The organism is Paenibacillus agri (assembly GCF_013359945.1).
In the GTDB taxonomy this organism is placed as follows: Bacteria; Bacillota; Bacilli; order Paenibacillales; family Paenibacillaceae; genus Paenibacillus_AQ; species Paenibacillus_AQ agri.
Genome location: NZ_JABWCS010000176.1, coordinates 1 through 25,653 on the forward strand (window position 1 = coordinate 1; position 25,653 = coordinate 25,653).

21 protein-coding genes are annotated in these 25,653 nt (G+C 48.8%); 20 read left to right on the plus strand and 1 reads right to left on the minus strand.

Annotation, left to right across the window (positions count from 1 at the left end):
* Positions 1-243 precede the first annotated feature (243 nt).
* Positions 244-891 (minus strand): transcriptional regulator, encoded by a 648-nt coding sequence (locus HPT30_RS01480; protein WP_175369768.1) that lies wholly within the window; start codon positions 889-891, stop codon positions 244-246.
* A gap of 455 nt (positions 892-1,346) precedes the next feature.
* On the opposite strand from HPT30_RS01480, the gene HPT30_RS01485 reads away from it, so the two are divergent.
* The 20 genes from HPT30_RS01485 to HPT30_RS01580 form a co-directional block, all read left to right on the plus strand.
* Complete coding sequence (locus tag HPT30_RS01485) at positions 1,347-2,045, plus strand: restriction endonuclease (protein WP_175369769.1); 699 nt, start codon at positions 1,347-1,349, stop codon at positions 2,043-2,045.
* Positions 2,046-2,065: 20 nt separating this feature from the next.
* A complete protein-coding gene (locus HPT30_RS01490) occupies positions 2,066-2,614 on the plus strand; it encodes a GNAT family N-acetyltransferase (protein ID WP_175369770.1) in 549 nt (182 codons plus the stop codon).
* Positions 2,615-2,841: 227 nt separating this feature from the next.
* Positions 2,842-3,366: a hypothetical protein gene (locus tag HPT30_RS01495; RefSeq protein ID WP_175369771.1), complete on the plus strand. Its 525-nt coding sequence runs from the start codon at positions 2,842-2,844 to the stop codon at positions 3,364-3,366.
* A gap of 292 nt (positions 3,367-3,658) precedes the next feature.
* Positions 3,659-4,591: an ABC transporter substrate-binding protein gene (locus HPT30_RS01500; RefSeq protein WP_246316865.1), complete on the plus strand. Its 933-nt coding sequence runs from the start codon at positions 3,659-3,661 to the stop codon at positions 4,589-4,591.
* Between the two features lie 34 nt (positions 4,592-4,625).
* Positions 4,626-5,513 carry a DUF427 domain-containing protein gene (locus tag HPT30_RS01505; protein ID WP_175369773.1) on the plus strand — a complete coding sequence of 296 codons (888 nt, stop codon included), beginning with the start codon at positions 4,626-4,628 and terminating at the stop codon, positions 5,511-5,513.
* 303 nt (positions 5,514-5,816) lie between these two features.
* The gene (gene ertB / locus HPT30_RS01510; protein WP_175369774.1) at positions 5,817-7,472 is read left to right on the plus strand and encodes a thiourocanate hydratase; all 1,656 of its coding nucleotides are present in this window, start codon (positions 5,817-5,819) and stop codon (positions 7,470-7,472) included.
* Positions 7,472-8,566 carry a thiohydantoin desulfurase gene (gene ertC, locus HPT30_RS01515; RefSeq protein ID WP_175369775.1) on the plus strand — a complete coding sequence of 365 codons (1,095 nt, stop codon included), beginning with the start codon at positions 7,472-7,474 and terminating at the stop codon, positions 8,564-8,566. Before ertB ends, ertC begins: the two co-directional genes overlap by 1 nt.
* A gap of 38 nt (positions 8,567-8,604) precedes the next feature.
* Positions 8,605-10,164 (plus strand): HAL/PAL/TAL family ammonia-lyase, encoded by a 1,560-nt coding sequence (locus tag HPT30_RS01520; RefSeq protein WP_246316864.1) that lies wholly within the window; start codon positions 8,605-8,607, stop codon positions 10,162-10,164.
* Positions 10,161-11,525 (plus strand): dihydroorotase, encoded by a 1,365-nt coding sequence (locus tag HPT30_RS01525; protein ID WP_175369776.1) that lies wholly within the window; start codon positions 10,161-10,163, stop codon positions 11,523-11,525. The genes HPT30_RS01520 and HPT30_RS01525 overlap by 4 nt, the downstream gene beginning before the upstream one ends.
* 27 nt (positions 11,526-11,552) lie before the next feature.
* Positions 11,553-12,824: an N-carbamyl-l-glutamate amidohydrolase ErtE gene (ertE, locus tag HPT30_RS01530; protein ID WP_175369777.1), complete on the plus strand. Its 1,272-nt coding sequence runs from the start codon at positions 11,553-11,555 to the stop codon at positions 12,822-12,824.
* The gene (locus tag HPT30_RS01535; RefSeq protein ID WP_175369778.1) at positions 12,817-14,070 is read left to right on the plus strand and encodes a Zn-dependent hydrolase; all 1,254 of its coding nucleotides are present in this window, start codon (positions 12,817-12,819) and stop codon (positions 14,068-14,070) included. Before ertE ends, HPT30_RS01535 begins: the two co-directional genes overlap by 8 nt.
* Positions 14,071-14,150: 80 nt before the next feature.
* Positions 14,151-14,804: an ABC transporter permease gene (locus tag HPT30_RS01540; protein WP_066372638.1), complete on the plus strand. Its 654-nt coding sequence runs from the start codon at positions 14,151-14,153 to the stop codon at positions 14,802-14,804.
* Between the two features lie 18 nt (positions 14,805-14,822).
* Positions 14,823-15,722 (plus strand): glycine betaine ABC transporter substrate-binding protein, encoded by a 900-nt coding sequence (locus HPT30_RS01545; RefSeq protein ID WP_175369779.1) that lies wholly within the window; start codon positions 14,823-14,825, stop codon positions 15,720-15,722.
* 67 nt (positions 15,723-15,789) lie between these two features.
* Entirely contained in the window at positions 15,790-16,746 is a 957-nt protein-coding gene (locus HPT30_RS01550) for an ABC transporter ATP-binding protein (RefSeq protein ID WP_217622213.1), read from the plus strand.
* Between the two features lie 5 nt (positions 16,747-16,751).
* Positions 16,752-17,390, plus strand: coding sequence for an ABC transporter permease (locus HPT30_RS01555; RefSeq protein WP_175369781.1), 639 nt, complete (start codon positions 16,752-16,754; stop codon positions 17,388-17,390).
* 52 nt (positions 17,391-17,442) lie between these two features.
* A complete protein-coding gene (locus HPT30_RS01560) occupies positions 17,443-18,183 on the plus strand; it encodes an IclR family transcriptional regulator (protein WP_175369782.1) in 741 nt (246 codons plus the stop codon).
* Between the two features lie 131 nt (positions 18,184-18,314).
* A complete protein-coding gene (locus HPT30_RS01565) occupies positions 18,315-18,698 on the plus strand; it encodes a membrane lipoprotein lipid attachment site-containing protein (RefSeq protein WP_175369783.1) in 384 nt (127 codons plus the stop codon).
* A gap of 126 nt (positions 18,699-18,824) precedes the next feature.
* The gene (locus tag HPT30_RS01570) at positions 18,825-21,947 is read left to right on the plus strand and encodes a hybrid sensor histidine kinase/response regulator (RefSeq protein WP_175369784.1); all 3,123 of its coding nucleotides are present in this window, start codon (positions 18,825-18,827) and stop codon (positions 21,945-21,947) included.
* The gene (locus HPT30_RS01575) at positions 21,947-23,077 is read left to right on the plus strand and encodes a response regulator (RefSeq protein ID WP_246316866.1); all 1,131 of its coding nucleotides are present in this window, start codon (positions 21,947-21,949) and stop codon (positions 23,075-23,077) included. The genes HPT30_RS01570 and HPT30_RS01575 overlap by 1 nt, the downstream gene beginning before the upstream one ends.
* Before the next feature lie 130 nt (positions 23,078-23,207).
* The coding region (locus tag HPT30_RS01580; RefSeq protein WP_175369786.1) for a DUF6242 domain-containing protein at positions 23,208-25,653 on the plus strand (2,446 nt) is incomplete at its 3' end.

The following is a 25,653-nucleotide window of genomic DNA, read 5'->3' on the forward strand; positions in this document are numbered from 1 at the left end:
CGCGAGATTGCTCACAGCCCGCCAGGCCCCCGCGGCCCGCGAGACTACTCACAGCCCGCCAGGCCCCCACGGCCCGCGAGATTGCTCACAGTCCGCCAGACTCCCCACGGCCCGCGAGATTGCTCACAGTCCGCCAGACTCCCCCGCACGCAGCCCGCAAGAATCTTTCGCATCCCGATTACAGTAACGGAATTCAGGCGCTGTTAACATACATCTTTATAAGTTCACGCATCTGAACATGCGCTACACTCTAAGCTGATATGTCCGATAGCGCTGCTGTCCTCCTGTGATATCCAATAACTGTAGTTCAACTAACTTATGTAGAATTCGTCTGGTGTGCCTATCGGATACTTTGAGATGATGCGCAAGCTCCAAGGGTGTGAAAGTTCGGAGAAGACGTCTAGCGAAGCGTAACGTCTCTGCTTCCAGCCAAGTTAGATTAGAAGGCACATCCGTTGTAATGAATTTACCGATAAACGAAAGCACTAACTGCTGGCATTGTTTGGGCTCCTCGACAATTGAAGGATAAGCGATAGGAAGAAAAGTCCAGCCATCAAGAGCTAGCAAGCAATGGCGGCGACATAAATCTTTGAAACGCCTGACATCCAGATCTCTGGCATGTGGGCCAAATCCTTGGATTTCAATTCCGCCTTTCACACCTCCTGGCATGTAAGCCAAATCAAGATAGCGATAGCCATTATTAAAATCGCGTACCTCCCATTCAGGAAACAGATGATCCAAATTTCCGACTGCCGGGAACCATACAGCGCGGAGGAATTCCACCGTACCATGACCTAGCCCTTTACCAAGAAACTCCTTTCGTCTGGGGTTAATCTCATTCTCCAGATTTCTTGTTAACCATTCCTCATATTGCTGATCAAATCGCTGCATCACAATTCTCCTCCTTAACTCACGAATTAATCTAACTCATAAACAAGGCATTGATTTTTCCCGCAAAAAAACCGCTCCAAAACAACGTCCACCTGAAATCAATTCAGTGGGAAATTGCATTGGAGCGGCGTGTGCTTCACGACCTATGCTTGTATTATATCGCGGACTCTAATTTGAGTACAAATCATTTTACTGAAGCGTTATAGAGTAAAGTGGAGAGTCAGAGAGCGCCTGGAAAGGCGTTTGTAACAACTCATTTTCAAACGATTAGATTGTGATAGGTACTCAGACTCACCGGGGGCTTTCTCGCACCAAATGTAACCAGAAATATGATATAGTGAATAAAACCTAAATATAGGAAAAATAGAAGAATGATGAAGTTAAATGTCGGATATTTCGAATAGAAAGTTCTTAACTTTCTAGTAGGGCTTATTACAACATGAGGTGGAGCGATTATGGCTAAAACGTATTATGCAGAAGGTAGACAGGTAGCGTATGTGATAAGAGGGCTGTTAATACTTGGAGGCTTAGGGGTTTACTTTAGCATTCCGGGCCTGCACTGGGGATTTTTCTTTGGTATTTTGTTAGGCTCTGTCATTCTGGGAGAGATTTTCGGCGGAATGTGGACCAACAAACGTCGGAAGGACAAGAAGGCGAGGAAGCCAGCTAAGGGTGCTAATGTAAAGCAGAGTAGTGCTAGGCAAAGTAGCGCAACCAGAGCTAAGACTAATATTCCTTCGGCAAAAGCTCCTATCAAAAAGTTAACCGATGCACAGATTCTAAAAGCAGACGTAAGGACATTATCCGGTACGGATTTTGAGAGGTTAATGGAGCTGTATTACATAGATCAAGGCTATACCGTACAACGAGTTGGCGGTTCTGGCGATCATGAAGTGGATTTGATCCTTAAAGGCAAAGAGGGGTATAAAATCGCTGTACAGTGCAAGCGCTGGAAGCAGGATGTTGGAAATGATATAGTGTTGCGCCTTAAAGCGGGCAAGCAGGTTCACGGCAGCTACGATGCTTGGATAGTGACGACGAGCAATTTCACAAAGGCGGCCAAGGAGGCAGCAGATAGGCTTAATATTAAGCTGATCAATGGTTTGTCACTAGATGATAGGTTAAAGAGATGGAAGACTAAACGTGGAGTATAATAGTAGAAAGGAATAACGCCATGATCATTAACAAACAGGAATTCCTAGTAAACGGGCTTCTATACACGATCCGCTCTGCAGTCAAGGAAGATGCGAAGCATCTATCCGATGTAAGGCTGCAGGTTGATGGGGAGACTGAACATATGGATCGAGTGCCGGGAGAAGCTTTTATTGATGAAGCCGGATTTGAAAAAATCATTGAGATGGACACGGTTCATCTGCGAAATATATGTTTGGTGGCCGAAGTGGCTGGTCAGATCGTCGGTTATTCCAGATGTGCAGGGAATGATTTACAGCGCTTCATACACAAGGTGGAGTTTGGAGTAGGTGTCTTGAAGCAATATTGGGGATTCGGCATTGGGAAAAATCTTCTGAAGGCGTCTATTTCCTGGGCTGATGCCAACGGCATAACCAAAATCATCTTAAGCGGCGTGCTGGAAACCAATGAGAGTGCTATCCGGCTATACAAAAGCCTTGGTTTTGAAGTCGAAGGGATATTAAAGAAGGACCGCATCCTTTCCGACGGAAAATATTACAGCACATATATGATGGCAAGATACACGGATTAGTTCTGGGATACAAAACGTTCTTCGTTGACCATTAAAGCAAAAAACAGTGATCGACCGGGACTATGTATGGAGTTTTGATCTGTAGCTGTTCGTTATTTTTCCTAAAATAAGCTGCTTTCGGTCGAGTGCCAGAAGCAGCTTATTAAACATACGTGAATATCATCTTCATTTTTAGTGTTATTATTTAGAATTAATATAATCTTTTTCTTTTACAGGAGGGCGAAAGAATGAAAACGTATTTTTCTTCACTCATGAACACTAGAAAAGAGAAGGTTAGTATGCTGGCCATAAGCATTGCACTTATTGCAATCATTGCTGTCGGAGTGGGTGCTACTCTGGGTAATGAATCTGCTGAGGTTCTGCCCTCAGAGCAAACAAAGGACAGCCCGATAGAGACTCAACCCGCTAAGGTAGCGTCTTTGGTGTTGGGTGGAATTGAGACATCGGACGGAAAGAAATTGACAATAGATTTGGAAGCTGGACGGGACAACAATTTCGCGAAAATGGCATGGAAAAAGGGTGAGGACATCATCTTTTCTGTTCAATGTGAGCAGGAACGAAAGCTTGAAGTTGGCATCATGTCTGTCTCTACGGATAAAGTCCATAGTGGAACTGTAACCACCGGAACAGGTAAAGTGACCATTACCGTTCCGGAGGATGGAGATTATCGTGTATATATCAAAAATCATACGGATCACGCCGCCCATTTTATTATAGAATTAAATAAGAAACTAGAAGGACCACTTGTGTAAATTTGAAGAGTCCACCACAGAAAAGTGGCAGGAATGCTGCTTATTTATTGTTATCAGAAGTAATCGACTTGGTAGGTGTTTTTGTTAGAATAGGTATCTCCTTATTCCGATGAATTTACTTAACAAAAAGATTGACAAGCGGAATAGTGTGTTTTAATATTGCTTTACGATATTCACTTATCGAATATTAATAATCATACTGATAACTGACCGGACAAACGGAGGTTTCATTTTCCTTAGCTTAAGGGGAATGGAGCCTTTTTTTATGGGCAAGTGGAGGGAGAAATTGTTGATGAAGTTACTTGGAAGAATTAGTGGATTAGGTTTGAGAAAAAAGTCGCGGTCTCTTGTTATGCTTGGTTTATCACTCACATTAGCATTGGCGGTAACAGGCTGTGGAAAGTCAGAGGGTAGTGGCACGGATACGATAACCATCGCCTCCAAAGGTTTTGGGGAATCGGATATTTTGGCTAATGCTATTTCGCAACTCATTGAACATGATACTAAACTTAACACCAAAATAGTTTCCTTGGGTCCGGTGTGGGAGGCGCTTGAGAAAGGTGAGATTGATACCTACATAGAGTATACAGGGACGGCTCTGATTAAGATTTTAAAGGAGAAGCCCGAAAATGATCCGCAAAAGGTCTACGATATTGTAAAAGAAAAATTCAAAGAGAAGCATCAAGTCGAGGTGTTGGACCAGCTCGGATTTAATAACACTTACGGGTTTGTCATGCGCAAGGAGTTTGCCGAGAAACAGAATATTAAGAGTATTTCCGATTTAGCAGCTCACTCCAAGGATTTAGTATTTGGAACAAGCCAGGACTTTCTGATGAGTGAGGATACATGGCCGGTAATCCAGAAGGTGTATAATCCTCAATTTAAAGAGATCAAGAACATACCGAACAGAGTGCTGGCTTATAAAGCCATTGAGCAAAATCTCATTGATGTGACCAATGCGTATACAACCGACAGCCAGATTCCGCTCAGTAACTTTGTTGTTCTGAAAGATGATAAACAGGTATTCGTGCCTTACTATGCCATTCCTCTCATCCGCGGTGAAGTAGTGGAGAAGCACCCTGAGTTGCGTGAGATTATCAATAAGCTTGCCGGAAGACTTGATGATGACAAAATGCAGCGCTTGAATGGCGAGGTTGACGTGAAGCAGAGAACGCCAAAGGATGTAGCCAAGGAATGGCTGGAAAGCGAAGGATTGCTTAAATGATTTTAACACTATAAAAAAGAAGGGAATGAAGATTATGACTCCATTTGATCAAAAGACAGCTAACACTATCAAACGTGTACCATTTGTCATTACTGATGAGGAGCGTGGGCTCCTTCCTCGCTTTGCCAATCGTCCACCAGCCGCTGCGCTTCCTCAGGAGAGTTCCGGTTTGACCCGGCGGTATCCTCCGTACCCTGAACGTTACACGTTCGAGCCGAGCGAGCGTTGGGTGCGAGCCGTAGTAGGGGATGTGGCGGTAGTAGACAGTCGTTCGCAGATTCTAGTGTGGGAGCCACGGCATAAGGTTCCTGAGTATGGTTTTCCGGTTGAGCACGTTCGAACAGATCTCCTGACCCCTTCGGAGGGAGTGCCGGAGCCAGGGGTATTCTATCGGCCGCGTACAACAGATGTGAAGTGGTTTGATCTTCATTTAGGGGAGCGGCATATTCCTTTTGCGGCGTGGGCCTGGAACGAACCGGGACTCGAAGGCTATCTCGGGGTTAACTGGTTTCTCGGTGTGCTGGACGGCTGGTACGAGGAAGATCAACCGGTGATGACACATCCGCGTGACCCGCATAATCGGGTGGATGCGTTGCCGAGCAGCCGTCATGTTGCCGTAAAGGTGAATGGCCGGGTGATTGCCGAAACGAATGATCCGGTTCTGGTCTATGAGACGGGGTTACCGACCCGATACTATTTTCCGATTGAAGCGGTTGATTTTAGTGCGCTGACGGAAACCGAAGATTGGAGCGAGTGCCCGTATAAAGGTTACTCTGATCGTTACTGGCGTTCGAGCGAAGGGGAGGATTTGATCGCCTGGTCTTACTCCGATCCTCGTCCCGAGCTGTCAGTAATCGCTGGCCGTATCGCGTTCTACAATGAACGTGTCGAGCTTCTGGTAGATGGCGAGTCAGTGAATTGATTGTGTTTTGTATAGGAAGCCCATTATAAAAGAAGGAATCTGCCTCCACAGCGGAGCCGGGTTCCTTTTTTCTGGCTGTAGAAAGCACATCGATCTGTAGAAAATTGTCATTAAATTAGCTTTCTAAGCCGATGTTAACTTACAATAAAGTTATTTCAGCACCGCAATAAAGCGGTTATCTCCTAGCGCGTTACTTAAACTGACGCAAATCTTGCGAATTGTATTGACTATAAGGTGTGTGTTTGTTAATTTATTGATTAATAGAAAGTAATTATTGAATGATGATAAAAAGGAGGAATAGGCATGGATAGAATTACAGCTGCTAGAGGTGGAGAGTTGCGGTGTAAGGGCTGGAGGCAGGAAGCACTGCTGAGAATGCTCGAGAACGTACTTGAAAATGGAGAAAATCAGAAGGAACTTACGGTATATGCTGCACTTGCGAAGGCAGCACGGAATTGGGATTCCTATCATGCCATTGTCAATACTCTTAAATCCTTGGAAGAGGATGAGACGCTTGTTATTCAATCCGGCAAGCCTATTGGCATTATGCGTACGCATAAGTATGCTCCGATTGTGGTCATGGCGAACTGTAACATCGTTGGCCGATGGGCTACGAGTGATAACTTCTATAAATATCAAGAGCAGGGCTTGATCGTGTGGGGCGGCCTAACCGCTGCCGCTTGGCAATATATCGGTTCGCAAGGCGTCATTCAAGGGACTTATGAGATTTTCCAATCCATTGCTAGAATGCATTTCGGCGGCAGCCTGGCGGGTAAGTTCATTCTAACGGCTGGCTTGGGCGGAATGGGCGGCGCACAACCGCTGGCGGGCACGATGGCGGGTGCCGTTATTTTATGCGTTGAGGTATCTGAAGCGAGAATTGATAAACGCATTGAAGTCGGATATTTGCAGAAGAAGACAGACAATCTGGATGAAGCGCTGCAGTGGGTTAAGGAGGCTTCCGAGAAGAAGGAGAGTCTGTCTGTAGGTTTGCTAGGCAATGCTGCTGAAATTTATCCGGAACTGATTCGCAGAGGCGTACAGCCTGATGTGGTCACAGACCAGACCTCAGCGCATGATCTGATGTATGGCTACATACCATCCGGTTATAGTTTGGAAAAAGCTGCTGAGCTGCGCAAATCTGCACCCGATCAGCTCCAGGCGGATGCAAGGGCTTCGATTGCTGTTGAAGTTACAGCGATGCTGGAGTTCCAGCGCAGAGGGGCGATTGTTTTTGATAACGGAAATAATATCCGCTCCCAAGCGGTGCAGAACGGCGTGGAAAATGCTTTTGATATCCCGGTATTTACCGAAGCCTTCCTTAGACCGTTGTTCTCGCGCGCTATTGGTCCTTTCCGCTGGGTAGCACTGAGTGGGGACCCTGGCGATATTCAGAAGATTGATCAATATATATTGAAGAATTTTAGTGATAACGATGTGGTGGTGAACTGGATTTCGCTGGCGAACCAGTATGTGCCGGTGGAAGGCCTGCCAGCGCGTATTGGCTGGTTCGGACACGGTGACCGGACGAAGCTGGCTCTGGCGGTGAACGAAATGGTTAAGACGGGCGAGCTTAGCGGTCCGATTGCTTTTTCACGTGACCACCTGGACGCCGGATCGATGACCCATCCGAACATTATGACTGAGAATATGAAGGACGGCAGTGATGCTATCTCGGATTGGCCGCTCCTGAATGCCATGATTAACTGTTCTTCGATGGCGGATCTCGTAGCGATCCATTCCGGCGGTGGCGGTTATAGCGGTTATATGACAAGTGCTGGCGTAACACTCGTAGCGGATGGAACGGCTGATGCGGATCTTCGCTTGAAGACAACGCTGGACAACGATACGGGACTTGGTGTTATGCGATATGCAGATGCAGGGTATGAGGAAGCATTAGATGAAGTAAACAAAAAAGGAATACGCAGAATTGACACTACTTTGAAGGAGAATGAATAATGCGGGAATTAACGATAGCGGATGTACGTGCAGCAGTTAGAGGCGGAGCAGTATTTGCAGCTGGAGGCGGAGGCTGGGTTGACCATGGATTGGAGATTGGCGGTGCCGCGGTAGGCATTGCGAAGCCCAAGCTGGTATCGGTTGATGAGCTTCCTGATGATGCGATAATTATTACCTGTACAGCGATCGGCGCACCTGCCGGAAATGAATGGGAGATGTGGGGCGTTGACTATATCAAAGCTGTTCAGCTCCTGATGGAGAACTTTGACGGCAAGGTGGTCGGTGTGATGACCCCGCAGAACGGCATGTCCAGTACGATCAACGGCTGGTTGCCTGCTGCAGCGCTCGGCCTGGTGGTTGTGGATGCAACCGGTGATATTCGCGCGCATCCTACAGGCAAAATGGGCTCCATGGGTCTGGCTTCGCGCCTTGACTATCAGACCATTCAGGTAGTAGTTGGCGGCCGTAGAGACAACGGTTCTTACTTGGAGCTGGTTGTAAAAGGAACCCCTGCGAAGACGTCTAACATCCTGCGCACGGCTTCCGATATGTCCGGAGGCTTCATTGCATCTGCACGTCATCCGATCCCGGCTTCCTATGTGAAGGAGCATGCTGCGATTGGCGGGATTTCGATTGCGCTGGATCTGGGCTATGCCATGATCGAGGCGGAGGCGAAAGGTCCGGAAGACATCATGGAGACCGTTGTTCAGAAAACAAACGGCAAGATGATCGGCCGGGGCGTCGTGCTGAAGAAGGACGTTCATTATTCCGGCGCATTTGATATTGGTACCATCACTATGGCTGACGGAGCTGGCAGTGAGTTGACGCTGCATGTCATGAATGAATATATGGCGGTGGATGATGCGAACGGAAACCGCTTAACCACATATCCCGATGTCATTACAACCTTTGAGGTAGCTACGGGTCTGCCAATCAGTGTAGGCGGTGTAAAGGAAGGCATGGAAATTTCATTGCTGGCTATCGACAAGCAGCATGTTCCGCTCAGCTCCAGCGTGAAGGACCCTACGGTTTATCCGGAGGTAGAGAAGGCGCTTGGCATTCCGCTTGCCGAATACGGTCTGAAGGGTATCTAATAATTGATCCTTTATTACAACTGAGAAGGTGCTAGACTATGGACGGAAAAATAGAAATGAACGATACGGACACAGAAGAGCAGCTGTCCGATTCTATAATTACGCTTGACGGGCACAATCTCTCTATTGAGGAGCTTGAGAAGATTGCCAACAGCGGATGCCGGGTGGAATTGTCTCCGGAGGCGCTGGAACGGGTTGAGGAAGCGCATGCTCTGATTCATGAGCTGGCTGCGGAAGGCATTCCGATTTATGGACTGAATCGTGGTGTTGGCAAGAATAAAGACCGTCAGATCACCGCTGATATGTATGAGGCATTCAATCGGAATCTGATTTATTCTCATTCATCTGGGGTGGGGCCTGCGGCTACAGAGCAGCAGGTAAGAGCGGTGCTTGTCGCCCGCCTGAATACATTGCTGCTAGGCTGTACCGGGGTGCAGCCGGGGATTGTCCTGATGTACCGGGATATGCTTAATGCCGGTATCCACCCGATTCTTCCGGTACGCGGCTCGGTGGGCGCTGGAGATATATCGATTTTATCCCATATTGGTTTGGCTATGATCGGCGAAGGGCAGGTAAGCTATCAAGGGAACACGGTCTCTGCCCAAGTTGCTTTGGAAGCCAATGGGATTCTGCCTTTAAAGCTTGGACCAAAAGATGCACTGGCGATTGTTAGCTCTAATGCCTTGTCGTCAGGCAACGCGGCGTTAACCGCAGCAGCAGCACTACGATTGCTGGACACGGCGGATGCTGTGTTCGCTTTGTCGCTTGAGGCGCTGCAAGGTTGCGTTAGCCCGTTTGAGGAAGCATTGTTCGAAGTTAGGCCACTGGACGGAGCGGCGGAAAGTGCAGCGAATGTCCGAAGTCATTTGCGCGGCGGCAAGTTGCTGCAGATGGATCAGCGGGAGAAAATACAAGATCCGTTAAGCTTTCGCAGCGCCAGTCATGTCCATGGCGCGGCTCGGGATGCGCTCACGTATGCTTCCAAGCTTCTGCGCGTACAATTGAATAGCTCAGATGACAATCCTTGTGTTCTTTTAAAGGAAAGAAGAGTGGTGCCTTCGTCTAATTTTGACGTGACCACCTGGACCGTTGCTTTTGAGATGCTGGCCATTGCACTCAGTCATGTATCCAAAATATCCTGCTACCGCTCACTTAAGCTGGGTACGTCGCGTTTCACGGGCTTAGGGCGTTTTCTAGCTCCTGACGAGGGAACAATTGCTTTCGGCACGATGCAGAAGACTTTTACTTCATTAGATGCAGAAATCCGTTTGCTCTCTAATCCGGTCTCTGCGGACTACTTCTCAATTGCTGGAGACATGGAGGATCACGCTAATAATACCCCGCTGGTGATTCGTAAGACATCTGATATTATTGATCATTTATATTATATTCTTGGCATGGAAGCCATTCACGCCGCTCAGGCGATTGATTTACGTGATTCACAAGCTACATTAGGTCAAGGATCAGCTGCGGTCTATGCACAGATTCGAAACGTGGTATCGCCTTTGACAGAGGATCGGCCACTAACCCCTGATATTAGTGCCGCTTATGAATTAATGCGCAGGGGAATTCGATTGGAAGGGAGAAGTGATTCATGAGCTCACAATATGATCTTCTAGTTTACGGTAACCTCGTACTTCCTGATGGAGTACTATATGATTCAGCGGTTGGGATAAAGGACGGCAAGATTGTCAGCGTAGGCCAACAGAATCCAGATGGCATCACGGCAGACAAAGTGATTCACGCAGAGGGGAGTTTTGTACTCCCCGGGGCTGTAGATGCGCACGTTCATTGTTATAGCTCTTTAGATGAAGGTTTTACCACAGCGAGTACATCCGCAGCAGCAGGTGGGGTAACGACGATTATTGAGATGCCTTACGATGCGACGGGTATGGTCTGTACGCTTGAGATGTTCGAGGAAAAAAGACTGCGTCTCGAGCAGGAATCCCTTGTAGATATGGCTATGCTCGTGACCATCCATAAGGAGGATGGCTACGAACATATTCGGGAGCTGGCAGCGGCAGGAGCCTGTGGTTTCAAGGTATCTATGTTTAATACGGACTCTTTCCGGTTTCCGCGGATAGATGATGGACAGTTGCTGGATTCCTTTGCGGTCATTGCTGAGACGGGCTGTCCGGTAGGCGTTCATGCCGAGAACGATGAAATCGTAAGACGCTACATTAATAAATACCGCGACAACGGCAGCGACCCTCGTTCCCATGGTTTGAGCCGACCGAAGGTCAGCGAATCTGTCGCGGCACTGACGGTAATGGAGCTAGCTTACGAGACTGGAGTCAAGCTGCATTTGTACCATTGTACGTATCCCCGTATTTTCCAGCTTGCAGAGTATTTCCGTTCGCTTGGGGCCAAGATCACGGCGGAAACCTGTACACATTATCTAACTCTTAGCGAAGAGGACATGCCGCGTCTTGGGGCAAAAGGGAAAATCAACCCTCCTCTGCGTTCCAAATCAGATGTAGAAGGTCTGTGGGACTTGGCTGCTAAAGGCGCGATTGATATGATTACGTCCGATCATGCGCCATGGCTGCTTGAACGCAAATCAGATGCTGACATTTTCAATAATTCATCCGGAGCTCCGGGCGTCGAGCATTTGCTGCCTGTCATTTATAGTGAAGGTGTGGCGAAAGGGCGGATTTCACTTACGGAGATGGTGAGATTGCTTAGTCAAAGACCTGCAGATGTATTTGGACTGGGGCATCGTAAAGGAAGGCTGGCAGTTGGCTATGATGCCGATCTGGCGATTATTGATCCTTCTGTTGCCTGGACATTGGATGAACGGGAGCTACATTCCAGTGCGGGCTGGAGTGCTTATGAAGGCATGCGAATGCAAGGAAAGCTAACCCATACTTTGGTCAGAGGTTCTGTGGTGTATGAAGCTGGATCCGTGGTAGGCCAGCCAGGGTATGGTCAATTCGTAAGTGCTGAGCACCGGGCATAAATTCATTCTAGGGAGAAGGAATGGAACATGGAGATTCATGCAGGGATGGTACCTAACACATCCAGGTTGCAAAATAATATTGAGCAGCTATCCACGCTGATCAACCCGTCCAAGCCCGGCTGGACCCGCCGTCCGTTCACAGAAGAGTATGACAGCGGAAGACGCTGGCTGACCGGACAAATGCAGGATGCGGGACTGACTGTGGAGATTGATGCTGCTTCTAATTTGATCGGAGTTCTGCCCGGCAGTGATCCCAGCTTAGCGCCGATTATGATCGGTTCCCATACGGATACTGTGACTGGCGGCGGGCGTTTTGATGGCATTATCGGCGTGCTTGCCGGTATCGAAATTGCCCGTGTGCTGCAAGAATCGGGGTTGAAGCTGCGGCATACGCTGCAAATCGTTGATTTTACGGCGGAAGAGCCTAGCGAGTTCGGTCTTTCAACCATTGGAAGCCGCGGTATGGTGGGGAATTTGACAGAGGCGATGCTGGAGCTGCGGGATGATACAGGTCTACAGCTTGCCGATGCCATCAACCGGCAGGGCGGTGATGTCAGTCGTCTACATGCTGAAATCAGGAAACCGGGAGAGGTAGCGCTGTATCTAGAGCTGCACATTGAGCAAGGCCCGGTGCTGGAGCAATCGGGGCATCGTCTCGGCGCGGTGCTGGGCATCGTAGGGATTCATCGCTATCGGGTCCAGATTACTGGAGCGCCCAATCATGCGGGAACGACCCCGATGACGCTGCGCAATGATGCGTTGGCTGGTTTTTGCGAGATCGGGTTGGCCTTTGAACGTCATTGTCTGCACTATGCGAAGGATGCGGTAGGTACAATTGGCAAAATGAACAATGAGCCTAATGCATCCAATGTTGTACCGGGCTTGGTTAGATTTGATCTGGAGATTCGCTCGCTGGATCACAAAATCTCTGAGGCAGTATATTCAGCATTTGCTGCTGAAGCTGCCGAGATTGCGGCAAGACGCGGACTGCAGATATCCCTCGAGTCCTTATCGAAATCGGATGCCGTTATCGTCAAGGAAAAGGTGCTGGAGAAGGTACTCTCAGCCTGTAATTCTGTGGCTCCGGCCATCTGTCTGCCTAGTGGGGCGGGTCATGATGCTAACCAACTGGCAAGTATTGCGCCGATCGGGATGATTTTTGTTCCCAGCAAGGATGGCAGAAGCCATTGTCCGGAGGAGTGGACAGAATATCAGGACGTCGCTGCTGGAACACAGGCGTTAGGGCAAGCGTTGCTGCTATTTGATGAAGAAGATTTCAGCCGGTGGGAGGATGCTTAATCCCCTATCTGTACAAATTAATAGCGAGCGGCTATGGACATCCCTTGAGGCCTTAGGTCAGATTGGCGCGGATGAACAAGGGGGGATCACCCGTCTTTCGCTCACCGATGAAGAATTGACCGGAAGACAATTTGTGATGTCTCTGATGGCGGATGCAGGGCTTGAAGTCCGGCAGGATGAAGCAGGCAATCTGATCGGGGTGCTGGCAGGTGAAGACCCGGATGCAGCAGTCATCGCTACAGGCTCGCATATTGATACCGTTATCCAGGGCGGGAGATTTGACGGGGCGCTTGGCGTACTGGCTGGAATAGAAGTGCTGCGTACCATTAAAGAGCAGGGCATCCGGCACGCCCGGTCCCTGGAGGTTATCTGCTTCACGGATGAGGAAGGCGTACGCTTTGGCGCAGGATATCTGGGAAGCCGGGCGATGAGCGGGGGATGGGATGACCAATGGTTGGAACTGAAGGATGCTAACGGCTTCTCTTTAAAGGAAGTCATGGAAAATGCGGGGGTGAGTCCCGGCACTGTGGCACTCGCTAGTCGCAGCCGTCAATCAATCCAGGCTTATGTAGAACTGCACATTGAGCAAGGCCGTGTACTGGAGGCGCTGGGCACATCTGTTGGAATAGCTACTGCGATTTATGGACATTGCTGGCTTGAAGTCACGGTTCGTGGGCGTGCGGATCATGCTGGAACAACCCCGATGAAGCTGCGGCAAGATCCGCTGACGGCTACTGCTGCGCAACTGCTCGCCATTGAACAGATAGCTGTTGAACACGGTGGAGTGGCAACGATAGGCACATTAAAGCTTGCGCCAGGAGCAATTAACGTTATCCCTGGAGAGGTCGTATACAGCGTGGATCTGCGGCATGAAGAAGCTGAGAAGCTACTTCAGATGGAGATAGCGATTAGAGAAGCGTTAACTGGTATAGTAGAAGAGAAAAGCTTGAGTCTCTCGATTATAGCCACAGACAGTGCTCCGCCCGTTCGATCCTCTCAGATGATTATGGATACCTTGGCAGAGAGCTGTAGAATTAATGAGTTGCCGGAGCATTATATGGTCTGCGGTGCAGGCCATGATGCGGTTGCAATGAATGAGCTTACGGATATCGGTTTGATTCTGGTCCGCTCACGCGATGGTATCAGTCATCATCCACTGGAATGGAGCAGTCCCGAAGATTGTGAGGCCGGCGCCAATGTGCTGCTGCATACCTTGATAAAACTTTCTATAGAGTCAAATAAATAATTCCGATTGACATAATGGTATATATCACTTAATAATAATGGTAATTAATTATTACTATATGATAAATTAGGCGGAAGGAGATGGAATTACGGGTGAATGTTTTCCGTGAAGCTTACGAGTATGTGATAACCAATAGTGACCGGTTTCTGGAAGCGGCTAAGGTGCATTTAAGCATAAGCGTTTACGCACTTCTTATAGCGATCGTCATCTGCGTACCTCTCGGTATTCTGTGCGCCAAGAAGCAATGGCTAACCGATCCGATCATGGGCCTCTTCAATTCCCTGCGAGTCATCCCAAGCTTGGCGGTATTAGTTATTATTTTACCGATCATGGGAACAGGCTTTGCACCCGCACTCGTCGCCTTGACGATACTTGCTTGCCCTCCAATTCTTATTAATACATATATGGGTTTTCGGGGGATTGAGCCGGCAATCATTGAAGCAGCTTCGGGCCTCGGAATGGGTGAGAGGATGATTATGCGTAAGATCGAGCTGCCGCTCGCAGCTCCATTGCTGTTGTCCGGAATTAAGACTTCGGCGGTAGAGGTTATTGCCAGTGCCACACTCGCTGCATTCATCGGCGGCGGCGGATTTGGTACGTTTATCATCAATGGTCTGGGAATGTACAAATTTTCCTTGTTGCTTGTCGGTGCGCTTCCAGTAGCCCTATTAGCCATTCTATCGGAAATCGGTTTTTCAGGAATCGAAAGATTAGTCACCAAATATCAGCGATAATGTGAGAGGAGTATTCGATTGAAAAGAAAACTATTAGCTTTGGCCGGTTTGCTGGTAAGTATAGTTCTGGTAATTAGCGCATGCTCCTCCAATTCCGGTAAGACTGTGGTGAAAGTAGGCTCCAAGAACTTTACCGAGTCCCTGGTTCTAGGTGAAATGTATGCATTGGCTCTTGAGGATGCTGGCTACAAGGTGGAACGCAAGCTTAACCTGGGTGGCACACTGGTTGCGCATGAAGCGCTTAAAAAAGGCGATATCGACTTTTATCCTGAATACACAGGAACCGGATTGATCAACGTTCTGGAATTGCCGCCGAACTCGGATGCCAAAACGGTATACGATGAAGTGGCCAAAGGCTACAAAGACAAATTCAATCTGATCTGGCTGGAACCGACCAACGCGAATGATTCCCAAGGTCTGGTGACCTCTAAGAAAATTGCTGAAAAATATAATCTCTACAAAATCTCTGATCTCGTGAAGTATGCACCTGAGCTTAACATGGCAGCTGTGCCGGAATTCGAAGAGCGTGAGGATGGACTGAAAGGTCTGAATGCGACTTACGGTAAACTGAATTTCAAGAGCATGAAGCTGTTTGACTATGGTATCAAATACCGTGTCGTGCTGGACGGCGAGGCCGATGTCACTGTAGGCTTCACAACGGATGGTGATTTGACCAACAAGGATCTTGTGCTATTGGAGGATGACAAGAAATTCTGGCCTCCATACTTCGTTGCCCCTGTAATCCGTGGTGAGCTTAACGACAAGGACCCGGAAATCGCGAAAGTGTTGAATAAAATCTCGGCGAAGCTGGATAACGAAACTGTGCAAAAGCTGAACGCTCAAGTCGATATTGAGAAAAAAGAATATGCAGATGTGGCCAAGTCCTTCCTGGAAGAACAAGGTCTAATCAAGAAGTAATTAATAATTGAAGCAGTGGGGTTTCTCCAGCAGGGAGAAGCCCCCTTCCTACAGGAGTTGATTAGTGATGAAAGAGGCAATCGTTTTCGAGCAGGTATCCAAAACATTTCCGAAGGCCCCGAAGCCTTCTGTAAATGAAACGAGTCTAAGTATTCCCCAAGGTTCCTTTGTTACGATTCTGGGCGCATCGGGCAGCGGGAAGACAACCTTACTGAAGATGGTGAACCGCATTATTGAGCCGACCGCAGGTACCATCTCCGTGTTTGGCAAAGATATTCGGAGCTTGCCTGTAACAGAGCTGCGTCGAAGTATTGGTTATGTGATACAGCAGGTGGGGCTGTTCCCGCATCTGACCATCGAGCAGAACATTGCCACTGTGCCGGATATTCTGGGCTGGGAGCGGCAGAAGACCGCGGAGCGAATTGATTATTTAATGAAGCTTGTCCATCTTCCGGAAAATTATAAAAAGCTCTACCCCCGCCAATTGTCAGGTGGACAGCAGCAGCGGGTGGGTATTGCCAGAGCGATGGCTGGAGACCCTGCCATTTTGCTGATGGATGAGCCGTTTGGTGCTATTGATGCCATTACACGTAAGAAGCTGCAGGATGATTTTAAGCAGATTCAACAGGAGCTTGGCAAGACCGTGCTGTTTGTTACGCATGATGTGGAAGAGGCGATGAAGCTGGGAGATCAAATGATCGTCATGAATGAGGGCTCCATTCAGCAGTACGACACCCCGCTGGCCATTATGTCGAACCCTAGCAATTCCTTCGTGTCGAGTTTGATTCAAGCAGATGACTTATTCCAGCAGCTCCACCTGATCCGGGCTGAGGATCGAATGATCGCTTTGACGAATGAGACTGTAACGGATGGTGTTCCGACCATTCAGGGTAGTGAAAGTCTAAAGACGGCGCTTCAGTCTCTTTTGCAGCATAATGCCCCTTATGTCGTTGTTGAAAATGATAAGGGCGAGCGGCTAGGTCAGATTACGCTAGAGCAGTTGAATCTGCAGAATGGCAGGTGATTGGAATGCTGGACTATTTTTCCCGCCATTATGATGATTTATTGATCTCTTTATGGGAGCATATCGTACTTACGTTTGTTTCTTTGCTGATTGCGATGCTTATCGCGCTTCCGCTTGGCTACTGGTTAGCCAGAAGACGGAAAATTGCGGTACCTGTGCTGTCTGTACTAAGTATTATTTATGCCATTCCCAGCTTGGGCATGTTCGCCTTGCTGATTCCGTTCGTGGGACTCGGTGCCAAACCTGCTATTATTGCACTGGTTGTGTACAGTCAGCTAATTCTGGTCCGCAATGTTATCTCAGGATTCCAAGGCATTGAGCCTTCTATTATTGAGGTAGCTAAAGGTATGGGATACAGCGCGTGGAGACAATTTGTCCGGATTGAGCTGCCGCTGGCATTGCCGGTTATTCTGGGCGGGGTGCGAATTGCGTCGGTATCCGTAATAGGCATTACAACCATCGCAGCCTGGATTAATGCCGGAGGGCTGGGCGGGGTACTGTTCGAAGGGTTGTATCAAAACTCCATTCCCAAGATGGTGTGGGGTACGCTGCTAGTCTCCTTGCTGGCGTTATCGACGAATATGGTCCTGCTACGACTTGAGAAAATCACTTTGCGCAGGTCACGCGGAGAACAGAGAGTATGATATACTGGTTCAGAGTTTTATAACTACGATCGTTTTATTTTGAGGTGTAATAATGAATGGTACTCAGACGTTGGAACGTGCTATCGATATCCTGTTTGTCCTTGCTGACTCCGGTACTACGCTTACAGTAAGCGAAATTGCGGAGAAGGTGGGCATTCCGGAGAGCACGGCATATCGTTTTATTCAATCGCTGATTAAGAGTGGCTTTGTGGAGCGCAAGGGGAGAAGCAAGATTGGCCTGGGGCTTCGAATCTTTGATTTAGCCAGAGGCTTGTCTCAGCAGATCGAGAAGGAGCTTCTGGTTATCGCCAGGCCGATTATGGAGGAGCTCACCGCTCTGACTAATGAAACCACGGTCTTATTCGTCCGCTCCGGCTCCAAAGCCATTTGTCTTGAGCATGTAACCAGTCCAAGATTAATCAGAATGTCTATTGAAAATGGCCGGGTGCTGCCGCTGAATTCAGGCGCTTCTGGCAAAACACTGCTTGCGTATGAGAACGATAAGATTATCGAAGACATGTGCAAGCTTTTTGAGGCAAATTCCACGAAGTCTACGCTGTTGCAAGAACTGCATAACATAAAGGACGCAGGCTATTGTTTTACCTTAGGCGAGGTAGATACGGATGCTTTCGCTATTGCGGCGCCTGTGCTTGATCCGCAGCAGCGAATTGTTGCCAGCCTATCGGCTGCAGGACCGATTCATCGGCTTGGCGAAGACGAAATTCCGCTGTTCATTGGGTATGTGAAGGAAGCGGCGTCTCGTATTTCGTGCAAGCTTGGCGGGTTGGGGTAAATACTTTATTGAACTGCATAAAGAGTAAGAGTAGCGGAGTGTAAGGTGAGCCGCTTTTTTGCGTTGCCCAGGACTAGTTCAGGTAACTTTTCTTCATTTTCCAACGTCTTGATTATTAAGGGGGAATGACAGTGAAGCGACTAATTGGAACTTTGTTTGCATTACTACTGTTATCGGGATGTGCTCATCCTTCATTAGCTCAAGTTGACAAGACCAACGCACCTGAGACAGGCCAGGTATCATCCCAGAGCTGGTCTTTCGATAAAATCATTACTTTTAATAAAACAATCTATGTGGGAACTGAAATAAAAGTAGCTTCTACCGATATTCAGGAAAGTATAGGAGAAGTTAAAACTTACTCAGATGAGGAATCGGAGTCCGGTAAGGATGATTTTTCAAATCATTATCCTGTTGGAACAAAACTTTATAAGATAAAAGACCTATCTACTCAAACTGCTATTGCCGTTGAAATTAATAAAGATTCGTTTGTTTTGGCGCAAATAGAAAAGGAATAAACCAGGTAATGTGTCCTTGATTCCCCAAGTTCCCTATTTGAAGGAAATGTGTCGTATTCTGACGAATATAGTCATAAACATAATGGATTGGGTGCGGATATGAAAGTGGAACTGGGACCAGGGACAATGAGAAAACAATTGACGGTGCTCATCGGCATGATGCTTGTCTTTACCGTCGTTATATCAATATTCGTCTATGAATGGCTTCATCCTACGTTTCGGTACCCTGAAGCGCGTGGAGGAGTGTTGGACGCCAGACAATGGGATTTTGCGAAGCAAGGAATTGTACCGTTGCGGGGAGAGTGGGAGTTCTATGAGAACAAGCTGTTAACTCCGCAGGATTTCCAAACCGGTGGCAAGGCACTGGAAGCGGAGCGCCGGCTTCTTAGTGTTGCTGGAGGCTGGAAAGGTGTAGTTTCATCTGACAGGGGGCATGGTGCAGGTACGTACCGTCTGCGCGTAGAGGTTAAAGATCCTGACTTTTATAGCCTTAGAGCTAAAAAGCTTCGGTTGTCCAGCCATATCTTCATGAACGGTTCAGACCTCGGCGGTACTGGAAAACCGCATTTGTCGCCGGATCAATTTGTACCTAGCAACCTTCCGTTTTACGGTATGATGAAAGCGGATAGCGGCACTATTGACATCATTATTCAGATCGCAAGCTACCGTTATTTGGAAGGCGGCTTGGTGCAGGCGCCAGAATTCGGTTTAACAGCAGATGTATGGGCCAGGCGCGATAATGCCCGTTTAGCGGACATGATTGTTATCACCACCATGCTGGTATTCGGGATTTATTTTGCAGGAACATTCAAGCAATGGCGGAAGGAGCCCTATCTCGCCTTTTTTAGTTTGTTCTGCTTGTCATTAGGGTTATTTTTTAGCATTGACAACGAAATCGTCATGGCGACTCTGTTCCCCGGGATCTCTTTTCTTTTATTGCAGAAAATGCTCTTTATCCTGCCCTACGTTTCTGTTATGTCCTTTACCCTCTATGTCTATCTGTACCTGGGGCTGGACCATAAGAGAAGCCCGGAGTATAAGTGGTTGAAAAGGGTTTATTATGGATGTCTTGTCTTATTGGTTGGCATACCAAACGAATATTTAATTGATATTCTTTGGCTCGGGATCGTCCTGCAAATCACGGCGTTCGCTTTCATGATTCGCTGGCTGTTCCGTTATCGGAATAGCGGGGTTCAAGTTTACTATATTTTGCTCGGTTTATTTTTCCTTATTATTAGTTGGGTGTATGCCCAGACACGTTATCAGCTCGCGCTAGACAACCCGTATTATATGATCGTAACGCCTCTGCTTCTCGTTCTATCGCAATCCTTCCTCATGTCGGACCGGGTTCGCGAGGCGTTCTTGCGGAACGAGCGGCTCACTGAGCAGCTCATTGCGTACGACCGCCAAAAAGACGAATTTCTCATCCATACGTCACACGAGTTCAAAACACCGCTGCACGGCATTATCAATCTGGCGCAGGTGGTTATCGACCAGAGCGGCGAAGGGATAGCGCAGCGGCATCGTGAGAATCTGGACTTCATCATTGCCCAGGCGACCCGTTTGTCCACGCTGGTGAACGATATTATCGATTTTCAGAGCTTGCAGCGCGGAAGCCTGACGTTCCATCACCGGTTTTTCGATGTCAGCGGCACGGTGCAGGCTACGCTCGAAGCACTGAAATTCATTCGTAGAAATGATCAGGTGTGGCTGGTCAATCAAGTACCTCCGGGAACCTTTTATCTGTTTACCGATGAAAACCGCCTGAAGCAGATTCTTGTGAATCTGGTCGGCAATTCGTTGAAGTTTACGGAACGGGGAAGTGTGACTGTGGCCGCAGAGTCGCGAGAAGGCCGGTTATTCCTGACGTTTGCGGACACTGGCGCCGGAATGAGTGAAGAACGGCGCCAAGTGCTTTTCCAATTTGATCTATTTAACGACGGGGAGCCAGCGGTTTCGGCGTATCAATCTTCTGGTCTCGGTCTGAAAATATCCAAGGCGCTTGCGAAGCAAATGGACGGCGATCTGGAACTGAAGTGGTCGGAGCCGGGAAGAGGCTCCGTGTTTGAGCTGCAGCTGCCGGAGGCGACGGCAACACAGAGAGAACTTGGGGCCATCCGGGCAGAAGCCGCTGCCGGTCTGGAGCCGCAACCTTTGCCCAGGGCAAGCTCGCCGGTGAAGAAAGAGACCTCGCCGCATGCAGCGGAGCGAACCGGCGAGGTGAAGATTTTGCTGGTGGATGATGATTCCTCCAACATCAAGGTGTTGCAGGAGTTATTTGCCTCCAGTCGCTATCATGTTCTTACGGCGTACAATGGGGCGGACGCGCTCAAGCTGATTCAGCAGCATCGTGATGATCTGTCGCTTGTCCTGCTCGATGTGATGATGCCTGAGCTCTCAGGATATGAAGTGTGCAGGCGTATTCGGGAGGAGATCCCGCTCTACGAGCTGCCCGTTCTGCTGCTGACTGTACGCAACTCGCCGGCAGATATTGCGATGGGATTCGAAGTGGGAGCAAATGATTTTCTAGTGAAACCGTTCAGTGGCAAGGAGCTGCTGGCCCGGGTACAGACACTGCTGCAATTGAAAGAAGCAGTCGAGCAGGCCATTCGTATGGAGACGTTGTTTCTGCAATCGCAGATCAAGCCGCATTTTATCTATAACGCTTTGAGTGGCATTATCTCGTTATGCTATAGCGACGGCGATCGGGCAGGCAAGCTGCTGAGCGAATTCAGCAACTATTTGCGACTCAGCTTTGATCTTGACCCCCGTCATGCGAAGGTCAGTCTAAAGCGCGAACTGTCTCTCACCAAATCCTACGTGGAGCTGGAGCAGGCCCGTTTCGGCACACGCCTGAATGTGGAATGGGATGTAGATGTTCGAACGCAGACGTTGATTCCGGCATTGATTTTGCAGCCTCTGGTCGAAAATGCGATTCGCCATGGCATCATGAAGCGACTGTCGGGAGGCACGGTGGTTATTCGGACGAAGCTTGCGCCGCAAGGCTTGCAGATCACTGTTCAGGATGACGGGGTTGGCATGACCGCAGAGCAACTTGATCGAATTTTTAAGCGGGAGCGGCTGGATGGAAGCATCGGCCTGATCAATGTACACAAACGACTCATCAATGAATTCGGTCAAGGCTTGCGGATCGAGAGCGTTCAGGACAAGGGTACAACCGTCACCTTCCTGATCCCCACGCGCACAGCAGCAGCTAGAGCTAACGGAGAGGAGCATGAAACATATTGATGAAAGCTATCGTTGTAGATGATGAGTTATTGGTTACGGAGCAAATTGACAGAATGCTTGCGAGTGCAGGAGTTAAGGTGCTGGGCTGCTGCGTGAATCCTCATGAGGCGCTGGGAATGGCGAAAGAGCTACAGCCTGATGTACTATTTCTGGATATTGAAATGCCCGAGCTAAGCGGGCTTGAGATTGCGGAGCGGGTATATGCGGACAAGCTCGACATGGAGGTTGTGTTCATTACTGCCTACAATCAATACGCGATCGATGCGTTCCGGGTGAATGCACTCGACTATTTGCTGAAGCCGCTAATGGAAGAGGATTTGCAGCGTTCGCTCGAACGCGTCAGAAAAAGACGGCAGCGACGCGGGGATAATGCTGGTAACGGCGGACAAAAGAGTGCTGTCGCCTACCTGTTCGGCAAGTTTGCTCTACATATGGATGTTGACCCCGAGCCGGTTCGCTGGGTAACCTCCAAGTGCGCAGAGCTGCTCGCTTATATGCTGTTACAACCCCGGGATAAAGAGGTTAGCAAGTGGGAACTGTTCGAGGCGCTCTGGCCGGCCCTGGATGTGGAGAAGGCAGGCATCAACCTTCGAAGCACGGTTAGCAGAATCAATAAGACGCTACGGGACTGCCGATCGGGAATGTCGCTGGCATCTGTCCGGAATGGATACAAATTGGTCTTATCCGATGAAGCGCTGGCTTTGGATGCGGACGAATTGGAGCTTTTCGTATTGGATGCTGTCAGAATAGATCCTGACAATCTGGTGTACGTCGAGCAATTGGTTCACCGCTGTAGCCGGCCGTTTCTTCAAGGGTTCGACAGCGTCTGGTGCGAGCCTTACCGCAAAGAATACCGCCAGTACTTTCTCAGTCTGGGGAAAAAGCTGCTATTGTATTATGAGGAATCTGTGACGGAGCCGCTCAAGGCGCTGCGACTGGCCGAGCTGCTGGTCGAACACGATCCTTATGATGAATCGCTGCGGGAAGAGGCGCTGAAGCTACACTATCGCATCGGCGGTTCTGGACGTGCTACCGCCTACTACGAAGAATACACCGAGTTGATCCATGCAGAGCTGGGAGCTGTGTCGGGAGATACGCTTACAAGTTTGCTTCGAAACTTAACGGATTGATATATATCGAACGAAGGAACCTGTCATCAGAAGCGGGTTCCTTTTTTGCTTTGTCACAATTTTGCAACATTACTCCAGATATAATGTCACCGTAGAGTAAATCAGCATGAAGGTGAGTGGAATAGAGAAAATGATCAAACGTTGGATGTCAATCTTCATCGTATTTTTATTAATTGCGGGAAATATTCCTCAGTATGCTTTTGCAGATTCTCTTGACGAATGGAATATCCGTAATCCGTTGCCTACGGGTGAGCGTTTAAATGCAGTTGTCTACGGAAACAACATGTTTGTAGCGGTGGGGGAAGGCGGAGCGATAGTGACCTCCAGTGACGGAGTGAACTGGACGAAACGAAGCAGTGTCATTACAAATTATTTAACTAGCGTCGCCTTTGGAAATGGCACGTTTGTGGCAGTGGGGGCCACTGGAATCATTGTGACCTCCACCGACGGAGTGAACTGGACGGACCGAACGAACCGTGCGACTATTACTTCGAGTGCGCTAAGTGGCGTCACCTTCGGAAACGGAACGTTTGTGGTGATGGGTGCAGGTGGAACGATAGTGACCTCCAGCAATAACGGTGTCAGCTGGACGAACCGAACGAGTAATACTACGAATAATCTTAATAAAGGCATTTATGCAAACGGAACATATGTGTTGGTAGGAACTAGGGGAACGATTTTGACTTCTACCAATGCAACGAGTTGGACGAGCAAAGCAAGTGGCTCTACGGATGCTCTAAATGGTATCACATATGGAAACAGCATGTATGTGGTAGTAGGTGCTAGTGGGACCATTCTAACCTCTGCTAACTTAATAACCTGGAATAGCCGTGCGAGTGGAACTACGAGCACTCTATATAACGTTGCTTTCGGAAACGGCACATTTATGGCCTTTGATACCTATACTGGAAATATTGTGGCCTCCACCAACGGAACAAGCTGGACAAGTCGAACGAGCGGCGTTACAACTGGCCTAATTAGCGCCGCTTACGGAAACGGAACGTTTGTGGTGATAGGTACAGGCGGAGCGATTCTGACTACCGACAACGGAACCAACTGGACGACCCGAACGAACCCTCTTACGAGTGATCTAAAGAGAGTCGCTTACGGAAACAACATATATGTGGCGATAGGGGTCAGGGGATTCATTATGACCTCCAGTAACGGAACGAGCTGGACGAGCCAAACTAACAGCAGCAGAGTGGATCTAAACGATGTCGCCTATGGAAACGGCACATATGTGGCAGTAGGGGACAATGGAGTGATTGTGACTTCCAGTGACGCAGTGAACTGGACAAGTCAAACAGTCGGTGCTACGTATTATCTAAGAGGTGTTACTTACGGAAACGGAATGTTTGTGGCAGTGGGATACAATGGGGTGATTGTGACCTCCCGTGACGGAGTGAACTGGACAAGTCAAACAGTCGGCACTACGTATTATCTAAACGGCGTTACCTACGGAAATGGCATGTATGTGGCGGTGGGAAATAGTGGAGCGGTTCTGACTTCCAGTGATGGAGAGAACTGGACGAACCAAACGAGTGGCAATACGAGTTATTTATATAATGTTATCTACGGAAATGGCACGTATGTGGCAGTGGGTACAAGTGGAATAAATGGAGCGATTCTGACCTCCAGTGATGGAGCGAACTGGACGCAGCAAACGAGCGGAGCTTCTAATACTCTGTGGGATGTCACTTACGGAAACGGTATGTATGTGGCGGTGGGGAACCTTGGAACGATAGTATCCTCAAGTAATGGAGTGAATTGGACGATCCGAACGAGTGGCATTCAGAAAAGCCTAATGGGCGTCACCTACGGAAAAGGCACATATGTGGCGGCGGGGGTAACTGGAACGATTCTGCAGTCAGGAACCCTGCTTCCGGCAGTCAACAGTGTGACGGTTAGCCCAGCTAACGCAAGCGTAATTCAAGGAGGAAGTAAGCAACTCACGGCTACGGTAGACGCTCTTGCAGGCATCGCGACAACCGTCACGTGGAAGAGCAGTGACGTCAGCAATAAAGTCGTTGTGGACAGTACAGGGAATGTGACTGTTGCTGCGGATGCTGTGCCGGGCGATTATACAATCACAGCAACGTCAACAGTGGACAGCGACAAAAAAGGGGCCGCGACGATTACGGTTACTTTAGCTCCAGTAGTCAATAGTGTGAGTGTCACTCCGGGCAGTGCAAGTGTGGTGCAAGGAGGAAGCAAGCAACTCACAGCGACAGTCGATGCCGTTGGCGGAGCAGAGACCACAGTCACATGGAGTAGTAGTGACACCAGCAATAAAGTGGCAGTGGACAATACAGGTAAAGTAAGCGTAGCCGCGAATGCGGCACCGGGTAATTATACGATCACTGCAACATCGACGGCAGACGCAACGAAGAAAGCCTCCGCGACGATCACGGTAACGGTGGCGCCAGCCGTTAACAGCGTGAGTGTCACTCCGAACAGTGCAAGTGTGGTGCAAGGAGGAAGCCAGCAACTCACAGCGACAGTCGATGTCGTTGGTGACGCAGAGACCACGGTTACGTGGAGTAGTAGTGACGCCAGTAACAAAGTAGTGGTGGACA

Bases quoted from the DNA above. Each gene is read 5' to 3' on its own strand.
- HPT30_RS01495 (WP_175369771.1), top strand. From the start codon at position 2,842: ATGAAAACGTATTTTTCTTCACTCATGAACACTAGAAAAGAGAAGGTT.
- HPT30_RS01535 (WP_175369778.1), top strand. From the start codon at position 12,817: ATGCTTAATCCCCTATCTGTACAAATTAATAGCGAGCGGCTATGGACA.
- HPT30_RS01490 (WP_175369770.1), top strand. From the start codon at position 2,066: ATGATCATTAACAAACAGGAATTCCTAGTAAACGGGCTTCTATACACG.
- HPT30_RS01480 (WP_175369768.1), bottom strand. From the start codon at position 891: ATGCAGCGATTTGATCAGCAATATGAGGAATGGTTAACAAGAAATCTG.
- HPT30_RS01560 (WP_175369782.1), top strand. From the start codon at position 17,443: ATGAATGGTACTCAGACGTTGGAACGTGCTATCGATATCCTGTTTGTC.
- HPT30_RS01485 (WP_175369769.1), top strand. From the start codon at position 1,347: ATGGCTAAAACGTATTATGCAGAAGGTAGACAGGTAGCGTATGTGATA.
- HPT30_RS01500 (WP_246316865.1), top strand. From the start codon at position 3,659: ATGAAGTTACTTGGAAGAATTAGTGGATTAGGTTTGAGAAAAAAGTCG.
- HPT30_RS01525 (WP_175369776.1), top strand. From the start codon at position 10,161: ATGAGCTCACAATATGATCTTCTAGTTTACGGTAACCTCGTACTTCCT.
- HPT30_RS01570 (WP_175369784.1), top strand. From the start codon at position 18,825: ATGAGAAAACAATTGACGGTGCTCATCGGCATGATGCTTGTCTTTACC.
- HPT30_RS01555 (WP_175369781.1), top strand. From the start codon at position 16,752: ATGCTGGACTATTTTTCCCGCCATTATGATGATTTATTGATCTCTTTA.
- ertB (WP_175369774.1), top strand. From the start codon at position 5,817: ATGGATAGAATTACAGCTGCTAGAGGTGGAGAGTTGCGGTGTAAGGGC.
- HPT30_RS01520 (WP_246316864.1), top strand. From the start codon at position 8,605: ATGGACGGAAAAATAGAAATGAACGATACGGACACAGAAGAGCAGCTG.
- HPT30_RS01505 (WP_175369773.1), top strand. From the start codon at position 4,626: ATGACTCCATTTGATCAAAAGACAGCTAACACTATCAAACGTGTACCA.
- HPT30_RS01575 (WP_246316866.1), top strand. From the start codon at position 21,947: ATGAAAGCTATCGTTGTAGATGATGAGTTATTGGTTACGGAGCAAATT.
- HPT30_RS01540 (WP_066372638.1), top strand. From the start codon at position 14,151: ATGGAATTACGGGTGAATGTTTTCCGTGAAGCTTACGAGTATGTGATA.
- HPT30_RS01550 (WP_217622213.1), top strand. From the start codon at position 15,790: ATGAAAGAGGCAATCGTTTTCGAGCAGGTATCCAAAACATTTCCGAAG.
- ertE (WP_175369777.1), top strand. From the start codon at position 11,553: ATGGAGATTCATGCAGGGATGGTACCTAACACATCCAGGTTGCAAAAT.
- ertC (WP_175369775.1), top strand. From the start codon at position 7,472: ATGCGGGAATTAACGATAGCGGATGTACGTGCAGCAGTTAGAGGCGGA.